Source organism: Aeromonas ichthyocola (assembly GCF_046087985.1).
Lineage (GTDB): Bacteria > Pseudomonadota > Gammaproteobacteria > Enterobacterales > Aeromonadaceae > Aeromonas > Aeromonas rivipollensis.
The window spans coordinates 107,727-126,308 of sequence record NZ_JBJSWH010000008.1 but is presented as its reverse complement, the minus strand read 5'-3'; the positions used below and the strand labels follow the sequence as shown (position 1 = coordinate 126,308).

At 62.1% G+C, this 18,582-nt stretch carries 14 protein-coding genes and 6 pseudogenes; 10 read left to right on the top strand and 10 right to left on the bottom strand.

Features of this window, described 5'->3' with window-relative positions; all coding sequences use genetic code 11:
• Positions 1-93 precede the first annotated feature (93 nt).
• Positions 94-2,633, bottom strand: a pseudogene (locus ACF2JD_RS20910) (bifunctional acetate--CoA ligase family protein/GNAT family N-acetyltransferase).
• A 366-nt stretch (positions 2,634-2,999) separates the two neighbouring features.
• Between ACF2JD_RS20910 and ACF2JD_RS20905 the strand changes: the two are divergent.
• Positions 3,000-3,664: pseudogene (locus ACF2JD_RS20905) on the top strand (hypothetical protein).
• Between the two features lie 20 nt (positions 3,665-3,684).
• On the opposite strand, the pseudogene ilvY reads toward ACF2JD_RS20905, so the two are convergent.
• Positions 3,685-4,563: pseudogene (gene ilvY / locus ACF2JD_RS20900) on the bottom strand (HTH-type transcriptional activator IlvY); the annotation flags it as partial.
• A gap of 212 nt (positions 4,564-4,775) precedes the next feature.
• Here ilvY and ilvC point away from each other — a divergent pair.
• Positions 4,776-6,257, top strand: coding sequence for a ketol-acid reductoisomerase (gene ilvC / locus ACF2JD_RS20895; RefSeq protein ID WP_111913732.1), 1,482 nt, complete (start codon positions 4,776-4,778; stop codon positions 6,255-6,257).
• Positions 6,258-6,408: 151 nt separating this feature from the next.
• Here ilvC and pgi read toward each other — a convergent pair whose 3' ends face one another.
• The 6 genes and pseudogenes from pgi to coaBC form a co-directional block, all read right to left on the bottom strand.
• Positions 6,409-8,058 (bottom strand): glucose-6-phosphate isomerase, encoded by a 1,650-nt coding sequence (pgi, locus tag ACF2JD_RS20890; RefSeq protein WP_394293589.1) that lies wholly within the window; start codon positions 8,056-8,058, stop codon positions 6,409-6,411.
• 419 nt (positions 8,059-8,477) lie between these two features.
• A complete protein-coding gene (locus tag ACF2JD_RS20885; protein WP_106885449.1) occupies positions 8,478-9,314 on the bottom strand; it encodes a mechanosensitive ion channel domain-containing protein in 837 nt (278 codons plus the stop codon).
• 181 nt (positions 9,315-9,495) lie between these two features.
• Positions 9,496-9,600: pseudogene (locus ACF2JD_RS20880) on the bottom strand (nucleoid occlusion factor SlmA); the annotation flags it as partial.
• Positions 9,601-9,607: 7 nt separating this feature from the next.
• Complete coding sequence (gene slmA / locus ACF2JD_RS20875; RefSeq protein WP_005323760.1) at positions 9,608-10,204, bottom strand: nucleoid occlusion factor SlmA; 597 nt, start codon at positions 10,202-10,204, stop codon at positions 9,608-9,610.
• Positions 10,205-10,274: 70 nt separating this feature from the next.
• Positions 10,275-10,733, bottom strand: coding sequence for a dUTP diphosphatase (gene dut, locus ACF2JD_RS20870; protein ID WP_168236061.1), 459 nt, complete (start codon positions 10,731-10,733; stop codon positions 10,275-10,277).
• 128 nt (positions 10,734-10,861) lie between these two features.
• Positions 10,862-12,064, bottom strand: coding sequence for a bifunctional phosphopantothenoylcysteine decarboxylase/phosphopantothenate--cysteine ligase CoaBC (coaBC, locus tag ACF2JD_RS20865; protein ID WP_168236060.1), 1,203 nt, complete (start codon positions 12,062-12,064; stop codon positions 10,862-10,864).
• A gap of 147 nt (positions 12,065-12,211) precedes the next feature.
• Between coaBC and radC the strand changes: the two genes are divergently transcribed.
• From radC to ACF2JD_RS20830, 7 genes and pseudogenes are all read left to right on the top strand, one after another.
• Positions 12,212-12,886: a RadC family protein gene (radC, locus tag ACF2JD_RS20860; RefSeq protein WP_408819563.1), complete on the top strand. Its 675-nt coding sequence runs from the start codon at positions 12,212-12,214 to the stop codon at positions 12,884-12,886.
• A 136-nt stretch (positions 12,887-13,022) separates the two neighbouring features.
• Positions 13,023-13,259 (top strand): 50S ribosomal protein L28, encoded by a 237-nt coding sequence (gene rpmB / locus ACF2JD_RS20855; RefSeq protein ID WP_005307492.1) that lies wholly within the window; start codon positions 13,023-13,025, stop codon positions 13,257-13,259.
• An 11-nt stretch (positions 13,260-13,270) separates the two neighbouring features.
• A complete protein-coding gene (gene rpmG / locus ACF2JD_RS20850) occupies positions 13,271-13,438 on the top strand; it encodes a 50S ribosomal protein L33 (RefSeq protein ID WP_005323752.1) in 168 nt (55 codons plus the stop codon).
• Between the two features lie 94 nt (positions 13,439-13,532).
• The gene (locus ACF2JD_RS20845; protein WP_139744769.1) at positions 13,533-13,988 is read left to right on the top strand and encodes a hypothetical protein; all 456 of its coding nucleotides are present in this window, start codon (positions 13,533-13,535) and stop codon (positions 13,986-13,988) included.
• A gap of 27 nt (positions 13,989-14,015) precedes the next feature.
• Positions 14,016-14,828 carry a bifunctional DNA-formamidopyrimidine glycosylase/DNA-(apurinic or apyrimidinic site) lyase gene (gene mutM / locus ACF2JD_RS20840; protein ID WP_163137455.1) on the top strand — a complete coding sequence of 271 codons (813 nt, stop codon included), beginning with the start codon at positions 14,016-14,018 and terminating at the stop codon, positions 14,826-14,828.
• A 176-nt stretch (positions 14,829-15,004) separates the two neighbouring features.
• The gene (locus tag ACF2JD_RS20835; protein WP_440988118.1) at positions 15,005-15,457 is read left to right on the top strand and encodes a DUF535 family protein; all 453 of its coding nucleotides are present in this window, start codon (positions 15,005-15,007) and stop codon (positions 15,455-15,457) included.
• Between the two features lie 5 nt (positions 15,458-15,462).
• Positions 15,463-15,875 (top strand): annotated as a pseudogene (locus ACF2JD_RS20830) (DUF535 family protein).
• Between the two features lie 106 nt (positions 15,876-15,981).
• Here the strand turns inward: ACF2JD_RS20830 and coaD are convergent.
• Positions 15,982-16,464: a pantetheine-phosphate adenylyltransferase gene (gene coaD / locus ACF2JD_RS20825; RefSeq protein WP_440988117.1), complete on the bottom strand. Its 483-nt coding sequence runs from the start codon at positions 16,462-16,464 to the stop codon at positions 15,982-15,984.
• 136 nt (positions 16,465-16,600) lie between these two features.
• Between coaD and ACF2JD_RS20820 the strand changes: the two are divergent.
• Positions 16,601-17,632 (top strand): annotated as a pseudogene (locus tag ACF2JD_RS20820) (glycosyltransferase family 9 protein); the annotation flags it as partial.
• 66 nt (positions 17,633-17,698) lie between these two features.
• On the opposite strand, the gene ACF2JD_RS20815 reads toward ACF2JD_RS20820, so the two are convergent.
• Positions 17,699-18,487 (bottom strand): glycosyltransferase family 2 protein, encoded by a 789-nt coding sequence (locus tag ACF2JD_RS20815; protein ID WP_290070685.1) that lies wholly within the window; start codon positions 18,485-18,487, stop codon positions 17,699-17,701.
• Between the last annotated feature and the right edge of the window lie 95 nt (positions 18,488-18,582).

Here is an 18,582-nt window from a genome sequence, read left to right as displayed (position 1 = left end):
CACGAAAAACCCCGCTCGATGAGCGGGGTTTTTTATTGCCTGAAATTCACACCCTTCATCTCTATCTGGTTGATTTACAACCGTATCCCATCTTCATTGGCCCTGATCTGCACAGGGCAGCACCATATTGACTACGCCGTCTTCCAGCTGGATGTCGATCTGGAAACCCAGTCGCTTGGCCAGGTTGATCATGCCGCGATTGCTGGGCATGGTCATGCCCGACAGCTGGCCGATGCCGCGCTCTCTGGCGTAGCGCACAATCTTCTCCATCATCAGCTTGCCGAGCCCCAGCCCTTTCATATCCGATCGCACCAGGATGGCAAATTCCGCGTCAGACTGGTCTGGATTGGAGATGGCGCGCACCACCCCCAGGATCTGCTGGTTGTAGGCGCCGTCCTGCCCGACTGCGACGAAGGCCATCTCCCGGTCGTAGTCGATCTGGGTCATGCGGGCCAGCTCTTCATGGCCCAGCTCCCCCACGTCGGCGAAGAAACGCTTGTACCTGTCTTCATCGGAGACCTTGAGCACGAACTGCTTGTGGGCCGGTTCGTCCTCCGGCCGGATCGGGCGCAGCAGGACATGGCTCTGATCCTTGAGCCAGGCACCCTCCTCCAGTTCGGTGGGATAGGGGCGAATGGCCAGTGGCAGCATCTGCCGACCCTCTTCCATCAGCACCAGCCTGGCATCCAGGATCACCATCTCTTCGCCACAAGCCTGCAGCGGGTGCAGATCCAGCTCCTGGATTTCGGGGAAGGCCAGCAGCAGTTCGGACAGTTGGCACAAGACCTGGCCGAGGGCATCGATATCGAGTCGTACCGGACTGGCCTGTTCGCGGATCTTGCCGTTCTTGAGGGCGCCGATGATCTGGTAGCGAGCGAGCGCCTGGTTGAGCGGTGGCAGGGCCGCGACCATCTCGTGGGGTTCGGCGCCTGACTCCCCGAGCAGTATGACGGGGCCGAACACGGGATCCTGCTGCAGGCGGATCCTCAGCTCCAGGCCTCCGCTGCGGCGCGCCATTCGCTGGACCAGCAAGCCTTCTATTCGGGCCCCCGGGTCGTGCTGACGGACCCGGTCCAGGATGGCATCCGCCGCCTGGGCCACTTCCGCTGAGGTCCGCAGATTAAGCATGACACCGTGCACTTCGGACTTGTGGGCTATGTCAGGTGAGCGCAGCTTCACCGCCACCGGATAGCCTATCTGCTCTGCGGTCAGCGCCGCCTCGATGGCATCGGAAACGATCCAGGTCGACAGGGTGGAGAGACCGGCCGCCTGCATGATGGGTTGTGCCAGGTGGGTATCCAGTACCCGCTGCTTGCGATCCAGCGCCTGGCGGAGCAACTGCTGGCAACGTTCGACATCTAGCCTGTCCCCTTGCAGGGAGGCGGGGGTTTCCATCAACTGCTTCTGGTTGCGGCGATATTCCACCATGTGCATGAAGGCGGTGACTGCACTCTCCGGGGTGCGGTAAGTGGGGATCCCCGCCTCATTGAACAAGCGGCGACCCTCCTGGGCCGAGTATTCGCCTGCCCAGTTGGTCAGGATATTGAAGCGGCGCGCCCTGGGGTGCTGTTTCAGGTGGGCGATAAGATGGCTGGCCAGCGGCGCGCTCGGGCCGTGAGGGAGGGGCGTGGATGATCAGGATGGCATCGGCCATCCTCCTGCAGCAGGCGTCCAGCGCCTCCTGATAGGTGGTGATGGTGGCATCGCTGCCGATGTCGCGCGGTGGACGCGCCAGCTTGCCGCCGCGCTCCAGCAGCACGTCTGCGGCCATGTTGGCCAGACCGCGCCCGTTGGAGAGGATGGCGAGTCGCTCCCCCTTGAGGGTCAAGGAGTGGCTCAGGGTTTCGACGGTGGCAAACAGCTCATGGGTATCCCGGACCCGCAGCATGCCGGCCCGGCGGATGGCGGCATCATAAACGTTGTCGAGCCCGTTGGCCGGATCGTGGCGGCCGCTCTTGAGTACCAGAATGGGCTTGTTGCGGGAGGCGGCGCGGGCGGCGGAGAGAAAGTGACGGGCATCGTGCAGCTTGTCCATGTAGATCAGGATGGCGCGGGTTGCCCCGTCGCGGGAGAGCTGATCCAGCAGCTGGCCGAAGTCGATATCGCAGTGATCCCCAAGCGAAACGAAGGCCGAGAAGCCGATCTCCCGCTGCTTGGCCCAGTCGAGGATGGTGGTGCTGACCGCCGCCGACTGCGACAGAAAAGCGACCTGTCCCGGCTTGGCTGCAATGGGTGAAAAGCTGGCGTTGATGCCCTGGCCGGGCAGCAGCATCCCCATGCTGTTGGGGCCGAGCAGGCGGATGCCGTATTGCTGGCAGAGCCGTTTGAGCTCCAGCCGCTCCTCGCCGGAGAAGTCTGCTGCCAGTATGATGGCCGCGCCCGTCCCCTTCTTGCCGAGCTCCTTCCATGAGCGGCAAGTACCCGCTCGCGCCGGGTGCAGACGATGGCGAGATCCGGGGTCAGCGGCAGGCTGGCGATATCGGGATAGGCCAGCACGCCGGCGATGGCCTTGCTGTGCGGGCTGACGGCAGTATGGGGCCCTTGAACTGGCCCGCGAGCAGGTGCCGGATGACTACATGACCCGCCTTCTGGGGGTCACTGGAGGCGCCGACCGATGACGGCAGCCGATCCAGACCGCTTGGGGCACTGACAAAAGGGGGAGCCGAATACGCCTTTGCTGCGGGTTCGCTTGATCACCGTTTCATTGGCGCACGCAGTTCGCCTTGCACCCGGCGACCCCCGAGGCCTGCTCCCCGGTCCAGCGCCGTGCTGGGCACCCCCATGCTTTGTCAATGCAAACAGGGTTGAACCCTTGATCTCTACCAGATGCTGTTTCATGGCTCTCCTCCCTGCGCCTTGGCGTTTGTTGATGAACGCCCAGTCTGCGATGAGCTGCCGGGTTTGCCTATTGTCACTTCTGACACGAGATTTGACGACGCTCACACATCTTTCGGGCCAGGCGCTGGCTGGCGTTATAGTGGCGAGGAGCATGAGGCAGGATAAATGATCTCAGCTCGGTTGGCGCAACGGCAACCGAGCAGCCTATCCGCGCCTGGAATCTGCTGCTGGATCGCCGTACCTGCGCCTGCCTGTGCCCGAATATGGCCCCTACCAACTGGTTTCCTGTCCGCAGATGGAGCAGGGGCGGGCGGTGAAGGCGCTGCGTATGGTTCATCCTGTGGTGAGCGAGAGCGGGAGCTGCTGGCGGTGCACATTCCGCTGGCCAGCTGCTGTGGCGGGTCTGTCTGGTTCGGCAGGGTGACGAGGGGAGATCCGAGGATCGTTGGCGGACTGGCATAGCGCCGGGCTCTCCATCTCATCCTGGCAAACAGGCCAGGCCTCAGGTGACTGGGCAACCTCTGATTTCGACATGCTGCGCAAGAAGCGTTTTGACTGCTTCCTGCGCTCGGTCATCGAGGTCGAGGATGAACTCAAGGAGCGTCCTCTGCCATGAGCCTCGACTGGTGTTTCGCTATCCGCTGGCGCTGCTGTCCCGCCCAAATTCTGGCGCAGCGCATCGAGCTTGGTCTGCAGCGGGCGCGGCAATCCAGCGCTTGACCGGGTCTTTACAGCACCATTCGGCGGCTGAACTGGATGAGCGGGTGCGCCTCGGCTGCATGATCTACCCCAAGCCAGTCGCATCATGATGGCGGACCCTCCCTGACCGGGGTTAGCGCAGTGAGCCCTGTTCTGCGCAGTATCCCAGAAGGCGCGGATCAGCGGCTCTTCCAGCCGCTTCTTGAGCACCCCGATCCCCACATCAAATGGCTTGAAGGCGGGTTTGAGGTCGATGATCCGCACCTTGTCGCCGAGCGGGCTGTGGTCGATCACCGCCGCCGGTACCAGGCCCACGCCGAAACCGAGGGCGACCATGGCGACTATGCCTTCATTACCGGCGACCTCGGCATAGATGTTGGGGGCTATGCCCTTGTTGCGAAACCACTGATCACAGCGTTTGCGGGCCAGCCCCTGCTCCGAGAGGATGAGTGGCAGCCGCTCCCAGTCGGGCTCCCCCTGCGAGAACCACTGGCTCGATTGCGGTGCGGCCCGGGGGGCGATAAACACCAGCGGCACCTGCTGCAGGCTGGCGAACTCCAGCTTGGCAGAGAGCGCATCCGGTCTGGCGGCGATGGCGAGATCGGCCTCGTCCGCCAGGATCTTGTCCACTGCCAGGGCGGGGTCGCCGGTCTCCAGCTTGATCTCGAGCTGGGGATAGCGGCGACGAAAGCGTTCCAGCACCTCGGGCAGCAGGAAGTAGCTGGCGGTGACCGAGCAGAAGACCCGCAGCCGGCCCTGCAACGGCTCGTCGCTGCGCCTGAGTTCCTGCTTGAGCCGCCGCCACTCCTGCAGCAGGCTGCCACCGAACTCCCGCAGCTTCTCTCCCGCCGGGGTGAGCCGCACGCTGCGGTTGTCCCGCTCGAACAGCACACAGCTGGTCTCCTGCTCCAGCCGCTGGATGGCGCGGCTCAGGGTGGAGGGGCTGACCGCCATGGCATCGGCGCTCTTGCCGAAGTGGAGGGAGTCGGCTAGGTGGAGAAACAGTTCGAGATTGCGAAGGTCCATCTTTGAATTCCTGCAGCGGCGCTTGTGCCGACTATATCCGTTCAGGCAGCTGCACCGGGCGGGAAAAACGGCCTGAGATTGCCAAGAGTCACATTTCAATTTATGCAACGTACTGTTTCGAATATATCAGTTCAGGCAATAAGTGTCCCGCGCTATAGTGGTTTGGACAACGCCGCCATCCGGCATGGAATCAATCGAACGGAGCAATCACCATGGCTAACTATTTCAACACCTTGAACCTGCGTCAGCAGTTGGCCCAGCTGGGCAAGTGTCGTTTCATGCAGCGCGAGGAGTTCGCTGACGGTTGTGCGGCGCTCAAGGGCAAGAAGGTGGTGATTGTGGGCTGTGGCGCCCAGGGTCTGAACCAGGGTCTGAACATGCGCGACTCCGGGCTGGACATCTCCTACGCCCTGCGCAAGGCCGCCATCACCGAGAAGCGCGCCTCCTGGCAGAAGGCCACCGACAACGGCTTCGTCGTCGGTACCTACGAAGATCTGATCCCGACCGCCGATCTGGTACTGAACCTGACCCCGGACAAGCAGCACTCCGACGTGGTGAAGACCGTCATGCCACTGATGAAGCAGGGCGCGGCCCTGGGTTACTCCCACGGTTTCAACGTGGTGGAAGAGGGTCAGCAGATCCGCGCCGACATCACAGTCGTGATGGTGGCGCCCAAGTGCCCGGGTACCGAGGTGCGTGAAGAGTACAAGCGCGGTTTCGGTGTGCCGACCCTGATCGCCGTTCACCCCGAGAACGATCCCCAGGGTGAAGGCATGGCCATCGCCAAGGCCTGGGCCTCCGCTACTGGCGGCGACCGTGCGGGCGTGCTGGAGTCCTCCTTCGTGGCGGAAGTGAAATCCGACCTGATGGGCGAGCAGACCATTCTGTGCGGCATGCTGCAGGCCGGTTCCCTGCTCTGCTACGACAAGCTGGTTGCCGAGGGCACCGATCCGGCCTACGCCGGCAAGCTGATCCAGTTCGGCTGGGAGACCATCACAGAGGCACTGAAGCAGGGTGGCATCAGCCTGATGATGGACCGTCTGTCCAACCCGGCCAAGCTGCGCGCCTTCGAACTGTCCGAGCAACTGCGCACCCTGATGCGTCCGCTGTTCGAGAAGCACATGGATGACATCATTGCAGGCGAATTCTCCCGCGGCATGATGGCCGACTGGGCCGAAGACGATGCCAAGCTGTTCGGCTGGCGCGAAGAGACCGGCAAGTCTGCCTTCGAGAATGCCCCGGCTTATGCGGGCAAGATCGCCGAGCAGGAGTACTTCGACAACGGCGTGGTCATGGTTGCCATGGTCAAGGCGGGTGTCGAGCTGGCGTTCGAAACCATGGTGGCCTCCGGCATCTATGAAGAGTCTGCCTACTACGAATCCCTGCACGAACTGCCGCTGATCGCCAACACAGTCGCCCGCAAGCGTCTGTACGAGATGAACGTGGTGATCTCCGACACCGCCGAGTACGGCAACTACCTGTTCGCCAACGCCGCCGTGCCGCTGCTGCGCGAGCACTTTATGCCGACCCTTCAGGCTGGTGATTTGGGCAGTGCCCGTGCCGAGAGCAAGGCGGTGGACAACCTGGCACTGCTGGCCGCGAACGAAGCGACCCGCAACCACCCGATCGAGCAGATCGGCCAGACCCTGCGCGGCTATATGAAAGACATGAAGCGTATCGCCGTCGGCGGTTGATGCTGGCGATGGAAGGGCGGGGGTGACGATCCCCGTCTTCTGGCTGGCTTGGACACCTGGCCAGATCTCCACAGGATGGCAACGCCGACTCCCGGCAATAAAAAGCCCCGCTCTATGAGCGGGGCTTTTGCATTCAGAAAGACTTGGAATATCAGGCTTTCCAGGATTTCCAGGTGTTGATCAGACCGTTGGTGGAGCTGTCGTGGCTGGTGACGACGTCATTGCTGCCCAGCTCCGGCAGTATCTTGTTGGCCAGCTGTTTGCCCAGTTCCACGCCCCACTGGTCGAAGCTGAAGATGTTCCAGATTGCGCCCTGTACGAAGATCTTGTGCTCGTACATGGCGATCAGGGCACCCAGGGTCTTCGGGGTCAGGCTCTTGAACAGTATGCTGTTGGTCGGGCGGTTGCCTTCGAACACCTTGAACGGCACCAGATCCTTGACCTGCTCCAGGGTTTTACCAGCAGCCAGGAACTCGGCTTCGACCTGTTCCTTGCTCTTGCCGAAGGCCAGTGCCTCGGTCTGGGCGAAGAAGTTGGCCAGCAGTTTCGGATGGTGGTCGCCGATGGGGTTATGGCTGATGGCCGGCGCCAGGAAGTCGCAGGGGATCAGCTTGGTGCCCTGGTGGATCAGCTGGTAGAAGGCGTGCTGGCCGTTGGTGCCCGGCTCACCCCAGATGATGGGGCCGGTCTGGTAGTCAACCGGCTTGCCGCTCCGATCCACATACTTGCCGTTGGATTCCATGTTGCCTTGCTGGAAGTAGGCAGGGAAGCGGTGCATGTACTGATCGTAGGGCAGAATGGCTTCGGACTCGGCACCGTGGAAGTTGTTGTACCACAGGCCAATCAGCGCCAGCAGCACAGGCACGTTCTGCTCATAGGAGGCGGTGGCGAAGTGCATGTCCATCTCGAAGGCGCCTTGCAGCAGGGCCTCGAAGTTGTCGAAACCGACGGACAGGGCGATGGGCATGCCGATGGCGGACCAGGAGGAGTAGCGGCCGCCAACCCAGTCCCAGAATTCGAACATGTTGTTGGTGTCGATGCCGAACTCGGCCACGGCCTTGCCGTTGGTGGAGAGCGCAGCGAAGTGCTTGGCCACGTGTGCCTTGTCACCGGCAATCTGGATGAACCAGTCGCGGGCGGTCAGGGCATTGGTCATGGTCTCCTGAGTGGTGAAGGTCTTGGAGGCCACCAGGAACAGGGTGGTTTCCGGATCGATCTTCTTCAGGGTTTCGGCGATGTGGGTGCCATCGACGTTGGAGACGAAGTGCATCTGCAGGTGGTTTTTGTAGGGGCGCAGGGCCTCGGTGATCATCACAGGACCCAGATCAGAGCCACCGATACCGATGTTGACCACGTGCTGGATCGCCTTGCCGGTGTAGCCCTTCCACTCGCCGGAAATGATTTTCTCGCAGAAGCCCTTCATCTTGGCCAGCACGGCCTTCACTTCCGGCATCACGTCCTTGCCGTCGCACTCTATGGGACGGTCGGAGCGGTTGCGCAGGGCCACGTGCAGGACGGAGCGCCCTTCGGTCATGTTGATCTTGTCGCCGTTGAACATGGCGTCGATGGCGCTGCGCAGATCGGTCTCTTTGGCCAGATCAATGAGCAGCTTGAGCGTCTCCTCGGTGATCAGGTTCTTGGAGTAGTCGACCAGGATGTCGCCTTGATAGGTGAGGGAGAACTTGTTGAAACGCTGGGGATCCTGGGCGAACAGATCTTTCAGCCGGGTCTCTTTGTTCGCTGCAAAGTGGGCTTCCAGTGCCTGCCAGGCCTGGGTCTGGGTTGGATTGATATTTTTCATAGGATTACCGATCTTCCAAGTTGTGTTTGAACCTTGCAGGCAAGGCTCCCGCCAAACCTTATTATTCGAGCACTATACCGGGCCCATTATACCGAGCACATGGTGCGGCCCGTGTAACAGAGCTTTACCAATTGTCTGCATCGAAGGAGTTTACAACCAAAACGCTGCGATTATGAGTCAGCAGGGGGGCCATGAGATCTTGCGTTGGCTCATGCTTCGCCGGTCTCGTCAGGTTGAAAGGGGTTTCAATGTGGCAGGGGGGAGGCGGGGCGCACCAGGTGCCGGAGATGGGATGACGCGGCCGCCTTTGAACGGGTGTCGGGCAGACATCCGACCGTCCTGGCGGTAGCCGGTTTTCCCCAGCCCCGGAAACGACAATGCCAGCCCGGAGGCTGGCATTGTGGCCATCATGACTGGATTCAGGCCTGGGTCTTCTGCATATGCATGACCATCTGGGGGAAGGGGATCTCGACGCCCTCGGCATCGAAGGCCAGCTTCACCTTCTCGTGGAAGTCGAACCAGACACCCCAGTAATCGCCCGTCTTGACCCAGGGGCGCACCACTATGTTGACCGAGGAGTCGGCCAGGGCGGCGACGGCGATGACGGCTTCCGGATCTTTCAGGATGCGCGGGTCCTCGTTCACCAGTCGCTCCAGGATCTGCTTGGCCTTGCGCAGGTCAGAGCCGTAGCCGATGCCGAAGGTCATGTCGACCCGGCGGGTATCCATGCGCGAGTAATTGACTATGGTGCCGTTGAGGATGGCGGAGTTCGGTACTACCACCATCTTGTTGTCACCGGAGGTGAGGGTGGTGGTGAACAGCTGGACGGACTGCACCACGCCATTGGTGCCCGCTACTTCAATAAACTCGCCCGCCTTGATGGGGCGGAAGATGATCAGCAGGAAACCGGCGGCGAAGTTGGAGAGGGACCCCTGCAGCGCCAGACCAATGGCCAGACCGGCGGCACCAATGATGGCGACGAAGGAGGCGGTCTGCACCCCGACCCGGCCCAGGGCGGCTATCACCACGAACACCAGAATGGTGTACTTGAGGATGCTGCCGACGAAGTGGGTGACTGTGGCATCCAGCTTGCGGGTCTGCATCACTCTGACCACGCCACCGCTGAGAATATTGGCGGCGATGTAACCGACCAGCAGGGTGAGCAGGGCGGCGGCGATGTTGACCGCGTACTCGATGATCAGCCCCTGGTTGTTGACCAGCCAGGTCTGCGCTTCGGTAATGATCTCGGGTTCCATAGGATGTCCTGTTGGTATAAAGGTTTATGGCGCATGAATCTAACACCGGAACGCGACAACCTGGGTCGCATCTGGTGCTTCTTTTGTGTCATAGCAAGCTGCCACAAAAAACAAGGGAGGCCAAGGCCTCCCTTTGTGTTCCAGTCCATCTGCGCCGGCATGGCCGCCGACGATTGCACATTCAACTCTGCAATAGCTGGCTGCGCATAAACTGCCATTGATCTTCAAAACCTGCGGTGGGCTTGAGCTTGAACTCGGAGCGGACGTCTTGGTCGATCCGTTCCTCTGGCTACTCAGCTTTGCAGCAGCTGGCTGCGCATAAACTGCCACTGATCTTCAAACCCGGCGGTGGGTTTGAGCTTGAACTCGGAACGGACGAACTGGCTGATCCGTCCCTCGGCATAGGCCAGCAACAGGTTGGCCAGCATGGTCTCATCGAGCTGGAAGCCCTGGCCTTCCCGCAGCCGCTTCTCCCTCAGTGCCTGCTTGAGCTGGGTCTCCAGCTTGTCAAACAGGGCGCTGATGCGATCCCGCAGCCGATCGTGCTCGCCCAGCAGGGCATCGCCGTTGAGGATGCGGGTGATGCCGGGATTGCGCTCGGCGAACACCAGCAGCAGCTGCAGTATATGGTGGCAGCGGGCCATGGTGTCCTTCTCTTCGGCCATGATCAGGTTGACCCGTGACAGCAGGGAATCCTCGATAAAGTCGATCAGCCCCTCGAACATCCGCGCCTTGCTCGGAAAGTGCCGATAGAGGGCCGCCTCGGACACACCCACCTCGGCTGCGAGGCGCGCCGTGGTGATGCGCTGGCCCGGACTGGTTTCCAGCATATGGGCGAGTGCCTGCAGGATCTGATCGCGCCGACTCTGTTTCTGGTTACTGCTTGCCATGGATTCCCCTAAAAAAACAATGGCTTGATTCTGTTATTAGACACAGACCCCGGGGGCCTGTGTGGTCTTGTTATTGGCGACCAGAAGAACCAAACCCGCCTTCACCCCGTTCACTCTGATTGAATTCGTCGACCAGCTGGAAGCTGGCCTGCACCACGGGCAGGATCACCAGCTGGGCGATGCGCTCCCCTGGCTGCATGGTGAAGCTGTCGCTGCCGCGATTCCAGACCGAGACCATCAGCTGGCCCTGGTAGTCGGAATCGATGAGGCCGACCAGGTTGCCGAGCACTATGCCGTGCTTATGACCCAGGCCGGAGCGGGGCAAGATGGTGGCGCACAGACCCGGATCCTGAATGTGGATGGCGAGCCCGGTCGGCACTAGCGTGGTGTCGCCCGGTGCCAGCGTGATCGGTGCATCCAGCAGGGCGCGCAGATCCATGCCGGCGGAACCCGGAGTGGCGTAGGCAGGCAGCGGGAAGTCGGTGCCGATGCGGGCATCCAGGATTTTCAGTTCAATTTGTGTCGTCATGAATCGTTTTTCAATTGGATCGCCCGGGGGCGATCGAGTGGTTCAGTGGGCGCCCTTGGGTCGCCCAGCATGTTGTCAATGCGATGCCGGTCGCCGTGAGTCCGTCGCCAGTGGCAATGGCCCGGGGCTCAGGGTCGATAGTGGCGTGCAATCAGGGCGACAAGATGACGAGCCAGCGTCAGCTTGTCGGCCAGGGGCAGGGCGGCCTGACCCCCTTGCCAGAAGACGGTCAGGGCGTTGTCATCGGCATTGAAGCCTTGACCCGCGCGGGACACGTCGTTGGCGGCGATCATGTCCAGCCGCTTACGTCGCAGTTTGTCGAGGGCGTATTGTTCCACATCCACGGTTTCGGCGGCAAATCCGACGGTGAAGGGCTTGTCTGACAGTGCCCCCACGGCGGCTATGATGTCGGGATTCTTGACCAGGGTCAGCGCCATCTGGTCGTTGTCACCTGTCTTCTTGATCTTCTGGCTGGCGACCTGGGCCGGGCGATAGTCCGCCACGGCGGCGCAGCCGATGAAGAGATCGCACTCATGAACCCGGCTCATCACCGCCTGGTGCATCTGCTCCGCGCTCTCTACATCGACCCGCTCAATCCCCTGGGGCGTGGCCAGGGAGACCGGGCCGCTCACCAGCGTCACCTCGGCACCCGCCTCGCGGGCGGCGCGGGCGATGGCATAGCCCATCTTGCCGGAACTGTGGTTGCTGATGTAGCGCACAGGATCCAGCGCCTCGCGGGTCGGCCCGGCGGTGAGCAGCAGTTTGACTCCCGCCAGCAGCGGCTCGGCAGTCAGCTGTTGGCAGCAGCGCTCCACCAGTTCGAGGGGATCCAGCATACGGCCCGGACCCACGTCACCGCAGGCCTGGCTGCCGGAGTCCGGCCCCCACAGCAGGATGCCGCGGCTGGCCAGGGTATCGAGATTGGCCTGGGTGGCGGCGTTGCGATACATCTGCTGGTTCATGGCCGGGGCCAGCGCCACGGTTGCCGGAGTGGCCAGGCAGAGGGTGGTCAGCAGCTCGTCCGCCATGCCGGCGGCCATGCGCGCCATCAGATTGGCGCTGGCGGGGGCGATCAGCACCAGATCCGCCCACTTGGCCAGCTCGATGTGGCCCATGCCCGCCTCGGCGGCCGGGTCCAGCAGGCTGTCGGCGACCGGGTGGCCGGAGACGGCCTGCAGGGTCAGGGGAGTGATGAACTCCTTGGCGGAGCGGGTCATTACCACCCGCACCTCGGCCCCCTGATCTTTCAGGCGGCGTACCAGCTCTGCACTCTTGTAGGCGGCGATCCCGCCACTGACACCCAACAGGATGCGCTTATCGGCCAATCTCATCTGCTGCTTCTCTTTCGGCTCACTCTGACTGGTCGGCTAAGATAGCACAGGCGATGGACGACGACAGAGGCTGACATGGGGGAGTTGTGGTCGGGCTCCCGCGATTTTTTGCTATGTTTTCTCTCAATAGCCATGGGGGAGAGACAAATGAGCATCAAGGAGTGGCCGGAAGATGAGCGCCCCCGGGAGAAGCTGTTACGCCGTGGGGCGGGGGCGCTGTCCGATGCGGAATTGCTGGCGATCTTCTTGCGCACCGGGGTCAGCGGCCTGAGTGCGGTGGATCTTTCCCGCCAGCTGTTGCAGCAGTTCGGATCCTTGCGGGCGCTGCTTGGGGCCGAGCAGCAGGCTTTTTGCTGCGCTCATGGGTTGGGGCCGGCCAAATATGCCCAGTTGCAGGCGGTGCTGGAGATGGGCAGACGGCATCTTGCCGAGCAGTTGCAACGGGGGGATGCACTCACGTCCCCCCAGCTGACCCGGGAGTATCTGCAGGCTCAACTGCGGGACAGGCCGCGGGAGGTGTTTGCGCTGTTATTGCTCGATAACCAGCACAGAGTGATTCAATTTGTTGAACTTTTCTACGGCACCCTGGATTCGGCGAGCGTCTGGCCCAGGGAAATCGTGCAGATCGCGCTCAAACATAATGCAGCCGCCGTGATTCTGGCGCATAATCACCCGTCCGGCGTAGCCGAGCCCAGTCGGGCCGACCGCCAGATCACGGATCGGATCCTGGCCGCCCTGGCCTTGGTCGATATCAGAGTGCTGGATCACTTGGTGATCGGTGACGGCATCACGGTTTCTTTCGCAGAGCGTGGTTGGTTATGACTGGGCTCTGGCACTGTATTAGTTGATCTTTGATCACGGATGCTGTATAAAATGCCGCCTTCTGTTTGCCCCGCAATCGAAGGCCAGCGGGGCAGATATTTGCTCGAGCAATGAAGTAAGATTTGGAGAGACTGACATGTCTAGAGTATGCCAAGTAACCGGCAAGCGCCCGGCAGTTGGTAACAACCGTTCGCACGCTAACAACGCTACCAAGCGTCGTTTCCTGCCGAACCTGCACACTCACCGTTTTTGGGTTGAGAGTGAAAAACGCTTCGTAAGCCTGCGCGTATCCGCAAAAGGCATGCGTATCATCGACAAGCGCGGCGTTGAAGTGGTTCTGGCTGAACTGCGTGCCAGCGGCGTTAAGGTATAAGGAATTAGATCATGGCTAAAGGTATTCGCGATAAGATTCGCCTGAACTCCAGCGCCGGTACTGGTCACTTCTATACCACTACCAAGAACAAGCGCACCATGCCCGAAAAAATGGAGATCAAGAAATTTGATCCCGTTATTCGTCAGCATGTGATCTACAAGGAAGGCAAAATCAAGTAATTACTTGATGCTGCATTCCCAAAAAACCCGGCTTAGTGCCGGGTTTTTTTATGGGTGAAATTCAGTACACTGCCGCTTCAAAGGGAGGCTTGCCATGTTCAAATTGAGCCGCAAAGGCTGGAATAACGTGATCATAGTGGTGGTGCTGATAGTGATCACCCTGCTGCACCGGTTGGAGCAGGCCCAGCAGGAGAACAGCGCCCAGCGGTCGCGTCCCCTGCTGCCCGAAGCTGCCGTGGTGTTGACCTGGCAGGGGCCGAGCTGGCAGATAGAGCGGATCGGCCAGGGCTGGCGCAGCGGGCCGGATCTGGGGCTCAGCAGCGCCCAGCTGGCCGCCCGCATCGAGACATGGCAAGGCTGGCTGCTGCCCCCGGGCGGGGCCGTGCGCGGCACCCCTGTTACCCTCAAGATATGGGTCGCCGGCCAGAGCGATCCGGTTGAAGTGGGGCTCTATCAGGACGACGGCAAGTTTGCCGCCCTGCTGCCCCCCTCGACCTGGCTCACCCTGAGCCAGGAGCAGTACCGCGACCTGCTGCGTCCCACCCCCTGAACCCTGCCGTGAGCGAGAGGCCTGTCTATGCCTGAATTACCGGAAGTCGAAGTCAGCCGCCAGGGGATCTCTCCCTGGCTCACCGGCATCAAGGTGACCCGTGTGGTGGTAAGGGATGGCCGGCTGCGCTGGCCCGTGCCTGGCGAGATCCAGGAGCTGGTGGATCTCGTCATCCACAGGGTCAGCCGCCGCGCCAAGTACCTGCTGCTGGAGACCGATTTTGGCACCGCCATCCTGCACCTTGGCATGTCCGGCAGCCTGCGGGTGCTGGACATAGGCACTCCGGCCGAGAAGCACGATCACGTGGACATCGAGCTCGCCAACGGCAAGCTGCTGCGGCTCAACGATCCGCGCCGTTTCGGCGCCCTGCTGTGGACTCGTGAACCCGCCGAGGCGCACGCCCTGCTCGCCAAGCTGGGGCCCGAGCCGCTCACCGACGCCTTCAGCGCCGACTATCTGCGGGCGCGGGCCAAGGGGCGCAGCACCGCCATCAAGCAGTTCCTGATGGACAACCAGGTGGTGGTCGGGGTGGGCAACATTTACGCCAACGAGGCGCTCTATGCCGCCGGCATTCACCCCAAGCGGGCGGCGGGCAACATCAGTGGCGAGCGGTTGGGGACCCTGGTGGCCGAGATCAAGCGGGTGCTGGCCGAGGCCATTCGCCAGGGAGGCACCACCCTCAAGGACTTCACCAGTGCCGATGGCAAGCCGGGCTATTTCGTGCAGCAGTTGCAGGTCTATGGCCGGGGCGGCCAGCCCTGTTTCCACTGCCATACCCTGCTGACCGAGGTGAGGATGGGCCAGAGAACCACTGTTTTTTGCAGTCATTGCCAGCGCTGAGCGCACTTTTTGCCCAATCCGGGGGAAGTTGTAACAGCGTATTTCCACTCTGTTGAAGATTTGCACAGCTGTCACTAGTATCTCGACCGTTCAGGCGGTTTGAGAATAATAAAAATGACAGTTAAATCAATAGACTGGGAATTTTATCCCGGCAGGAGCGCTATTGCGCAAAATCCATGGCCCGCTTCCTCTACCCCGAGGGGGATGACCGCAAAACCTTCAATCGCGGCAAGTTCGTGCTGCGCAGTCTGCTCTATCGCAAGTCGCTGAGCCGGGTTTTCAGTCTGTTTCAGTGCGACCCGCTCAAGGCGCTGCCAGCGGTATCCCGAGCTGCTCGACAAGCCGATGCGCCCTATCGCTTCGCCTGTGCCAGTGCCCGCCCAGCGGGCCGAGATGCTGGAAAACCACTACCGGTTGCTGCTGGAGTGCTATCCGAGCTGATTGACCCGCTCTATCTGGGCGAGGGGATCGCGCTGGGACACTATCCCCAGAGCGGCTGCCGCATTCTGTTGCGTTACGATGGCACCTTCCGCCGCGAGGCCGAGCTGGCGCTCTCCATCGTCAACGGCGAGGGGCAGCGCCTCTACAGCTGCGCCTTTTCGCTGGCGGGCAGCGTAAGGATCGTTTGATTCTGATGATCGGCTCCATGCAGGGGCCGGAGCCTGCGGTCGACAATGCCCAGGATCGGGTGCGCGAGCTGACCAAAGAGGGGCACGGCCTGCGGCCCAAATCCTTGCTGGTGCAGCTGGTGCTGCAACTGGCGCAGGCCATGGGGGCGCAGAGGTGCTGGCGGTGCGCAAGCGGGCCCACGTGTTTCAGGCCAAGCGCTACAGCAGCAAGCAGAAAGCCAACCTGCAGGCCGATTATGACGAGCTGTGGCAGGAGTTCGACGCCCGGGATGTGGATGCCAACTTCGTCGCCCTGCAAGCCCAGCCGCGCAAGCCGCTGGAGGAGATCGCCTCCAAGAAGCGGGCCATGTACCGGCGCCGCTACGAGTGGCTCGATCTGCTGGTGCAGGAGATGAATGAGCAGTTTGCCCGTCAGTAACCGGCAAGCAGGCTGACCTCTCCATAACGAGAGAGATACAACAAGGGCTACCCGCGGGTAGCCCTTGTTCGTTGTTGCCGTCGGGAATGGCGAGTGTGGAAGGGGATCACCCTTTCTGTTTGGCGGCGATGGCCTGCGCCACCAGGGGATCGACGAACTGGTGGATGTCGCCGCCGTGCAGGGCGACTTCCTTCACCAGGGTGGAGGAGATGAAGGAGTTCTCTTCCGCCGGGGTGAGAAAGACGCTCTCCAGCTCCGGCATCAGGCGGCGGTTCATGTTGGCCAGCTGGAATTCGTACTCGAAGTCGGAGACGGCGCGCAGGCCCCGGATCAGCACGTTGGCCTGCTGCTCCCTGGCAAAATCCACCAGCAGGCCGGAGAAGCCCACCACCTTGACGTTGGGCAGATGGGCGGTCACCTGCTGGGCCAGCAGGACGCGCTCCGCCAGATCGAACAGCGGCCGCTTGCTCGGGCTGTTGGCGACCCCGACCACCACCTCGTCAAACAGCCTGGCGGCCCGGCCAATGAGGTCGGTGTGGCCGTTGGTGATGGGGTCGAAGGTGCCGGGATAAATTACCCTGGTAGTCATCTTGTGCGGTCCTGCAACCTGGAAATTTGGTCGCATTATAAGGTCGTCGCTTGAGAATAGCCCGGCATCAGGCAAGAATACCCGCACCGCGCATCAAGCCTCCCTGCATTGGTGACAGGGAGCAAAGGGATTTTTTATGAAACGTATTCTGGTAGTACGCAATGACAAGATTGGTGACTTCATGCTGGCCTGGCCGAGTTTTGCCATGCTCAAGCGCTCCATGGAGTGTCATGTGACTGCCCTGGTTCCCGCCTACACGGCGCCGCTGGCCCGCCTCTGTCCCTGGATCGACGAGATCATCCTGGATCCGGGTGCCCGGGCCGACAAGGAACAGCAACGCGCCTTGCTGGCCCGCATCAAGGCGGCCGCCTTCGATGCCTCCATCTGCCTCTTCTCCAACACCCGTAACGCCAAGCTGGTGTGGAAGGCACACATTCCCTACCGGCTGGCTCCGGCCACCAAGCTGGCCCAGGTACTCTACAACCAGCGGCTGGTGCAGCGCCGTTCCCGCTCCCAGAAACCGGAGTACGAGTACAACCTGGATCTGGTGCGCCGCTTCCTGGCCGACCAGCAACTGAGCGTGGTGGAGCCCCAGGGGCCCTACCTCAGCTTCGATCCCGAGAGCCTGCAACAGGTGCGCGAGCAGATCGCCAGCCGCTTGAAGCTGGATGCGAGCCGCCCCTGGCTGATGGTGCACGCCGGCAGCGGCGGCTCGGCCAACAACCTCTCCATAGAGCAGTACTCGCGCCTCATCATCAAGCTCAACCAGGCCTGCCCTGAACTGCAGTGCGTGCTGACGGCGGGGCCAGGGGAGGAGAGCAAGGCGGAACAGCTGGCGGCCGAGCTGCTGGCCCACGGCGGCAACGGCTGGATCTACCGCTCCGACGAGGGGCTGCCGAAGTTCTGTCAGGTGATGGCCAATGCCGCCCTGTTCGTGGCGGGCAGCACGGGACCGCTGCACATAGCCGCGGCGCTGGACGTGCCGACCATAGGCTTCTTCCCGGCGCACCGCTCCGCCACGCCGCTGCGCTGGCGTCCGCTCAACAGCGAGGGGCGTCATCTGGCCTTCAGCCCGCCGGAAGACAGCGATCACCCGGAAGACATGAGCCAGCTCGATCCCAAGACGATGGCGGCGGCGATCGCCCGCTGGGCACCGCCGTTCTGGCGGGGGCAGAGAGCTGAGAATGCAGACAGGGCCCCTCGGGGCCCTGTTTCGTCATGTCGCCATGTCGGCTTACTTTTGTGCCTGGTCCGGCGCCTGTGGTTGCTGGCGGATCCAGAGATCCGCGTACTTCACGAAGGTTGAGTGGGCGGAGAGGATGGCCAGCAGCAGACCCTGCTTGCCATCGAGGAAGCCGGCCTTGAGCAGGTACATCTTGAGGAAGCAGCCGAGGGCGTGCACCAGTCCCTGGCCGAGGGAACCCTTCTTGCCGCGGGCGGTGCGCTGATCGGCCCAGGCCCTGGCGTAGCCGGCGGATTTCACCAGATAGTGCTCCAGATCCCGGTAGGTGAAGTGGAGCAGGTCGCCGTGCAGGTTGACGATCTTCATGTTGGCGCGCACCTCCACCTTCTCGTGCACCAGCGCCTCGTTGTAGCCGGTGAGCGCCCTGGGGTAGAGGCGCAGCACCCGATCCGGGTACCAGCCGCTGTGGCGGATGAAGCGGCCGAACACCCAGGAGAGGCGGGGGATGGAGTAGATGGTGTCGCCCGCCGGGTTGGCCATGACGGTGGCGATGGCCGCTTTCAGTTCCGGGGTGAGCCGCTCGTCCGCATCCAGCCACAGCACCCATTCCGACTGGACATGGGACTGGGCGAGGCGGCGCTGGCGGCCGAAGCCAGGCCAGGCCGTGTTGACGAAGAAGCGGGCGCCGAATTCGGCGGCGATGGCGGGGGTCTCATCCTGACTGCCGGAGTCCAGGATGACGATTTCGTCCACCAGGCCATCGAGGGAGGCGAGGCAGGCGCGCAGGTTGTCGGCTTCGTTCTTGACGATCAGGACGGCCGCCAGGGTCGGTTTTTTCACGGGTTCTGGACTCTTGTTGGCGCCCGGCGGGCGGGTCATGCTCGGATTGGCGCCCATTCTAGCCTAAAACCCCGGCCGGGGCATGGGCCCGCTCC

Excerpts from the sequence above, each read along its gene's own strand:
- ilvC (WP_111913732.1), top strand. The coding sequence starts at position 4,776 with ATGGCTAACTATTTCAACACCTTGAACCTGCGTCAGCAGTTGGCCCAG.
- pgi (WP_394293589.1), bottom strand. The coding sequence starts at position 8,058 with ATGAAAAATATCAATCCAACCCAGACCCAGGCCTGGCAGGCACTGGAA.
- ACF2JD_RS20885 (WP_106885449.1), bottom strand. The coding sequence starts at position 9,314 with ATGGAACCCGAGATCATTACCGAAGCGCAGACCTGGCTGGTCAACAAC.
- slmA (WP_005323760.1), bottom strand. The coding sequence starts at position 10,204 with ATGGCAAGCAGTAACCAGAAACAGAGTCGGCGCGATCAGATCCTGCAG.
- dut (WP_168236061.1), bottom strand. The coding sequence starts at position 10,733 with ATGACGACACAAATTGAACTGAAAATCCTGGATGCCCGCATCGGCACC.
- coaBC (WP_168236060.1), bottom strand. The coding sequence starts at position 12,064 with ATGAGATTGGCCGATAAGCGCATCCTGTTGGGTGTCAGTGGCGGGATC.
- radC (WP_408819563.1), top strand. The coding sequence starts at position 12,212 with ATGAGCATCAAGGAGTGGCCGGAAGATGAGCGCCCCCGGGAGAAGCTG.
- rpmB (WP_005307492.1), top strand. The coding sequence starts at position 13,023 with ATGTCTAGAGTATGCCAAGTAACCGGCAAGCGCCCGGCAGTTGGTAAC.
- rpmG (WP_005323752.1), top strand. The coding sequence starts at position 13,271 with ATGGCTAAAGGTATTCGCGATAAGATTCGCCTGAACTCCAGCGCCGGT.
- ACF2JD_RS20845 (WP_139744769.1), top strand. The coding sequence starts at position 13,533 with ATGTTCAAATTGAGCCGCAAAGGCTGGAATAACGTGATCATAGTGGTG.
- mutM (WP_163137455.1), top strand. The coding sequence starts at position 14,016 with ATGCCTGAATTACCGGAAGTCGAAGTCAGCCGCCAGGGGATCTCTCCC.
- ACF2JD_RS20835 (WP_440988118.1), top strand. The coding sequence starts at position 15,005 with ATGGCCCGCTTCCTCTACCCCGAGGGGGATGACCGCAAAACCTTCAAT.
- coaD (WP_440988117.1), bottom strand. The coding sequence starts at position 16,464 with ATGACTACCAGGGTAATTTATCCCGGCACCTTCGACCCCATCACCAAC.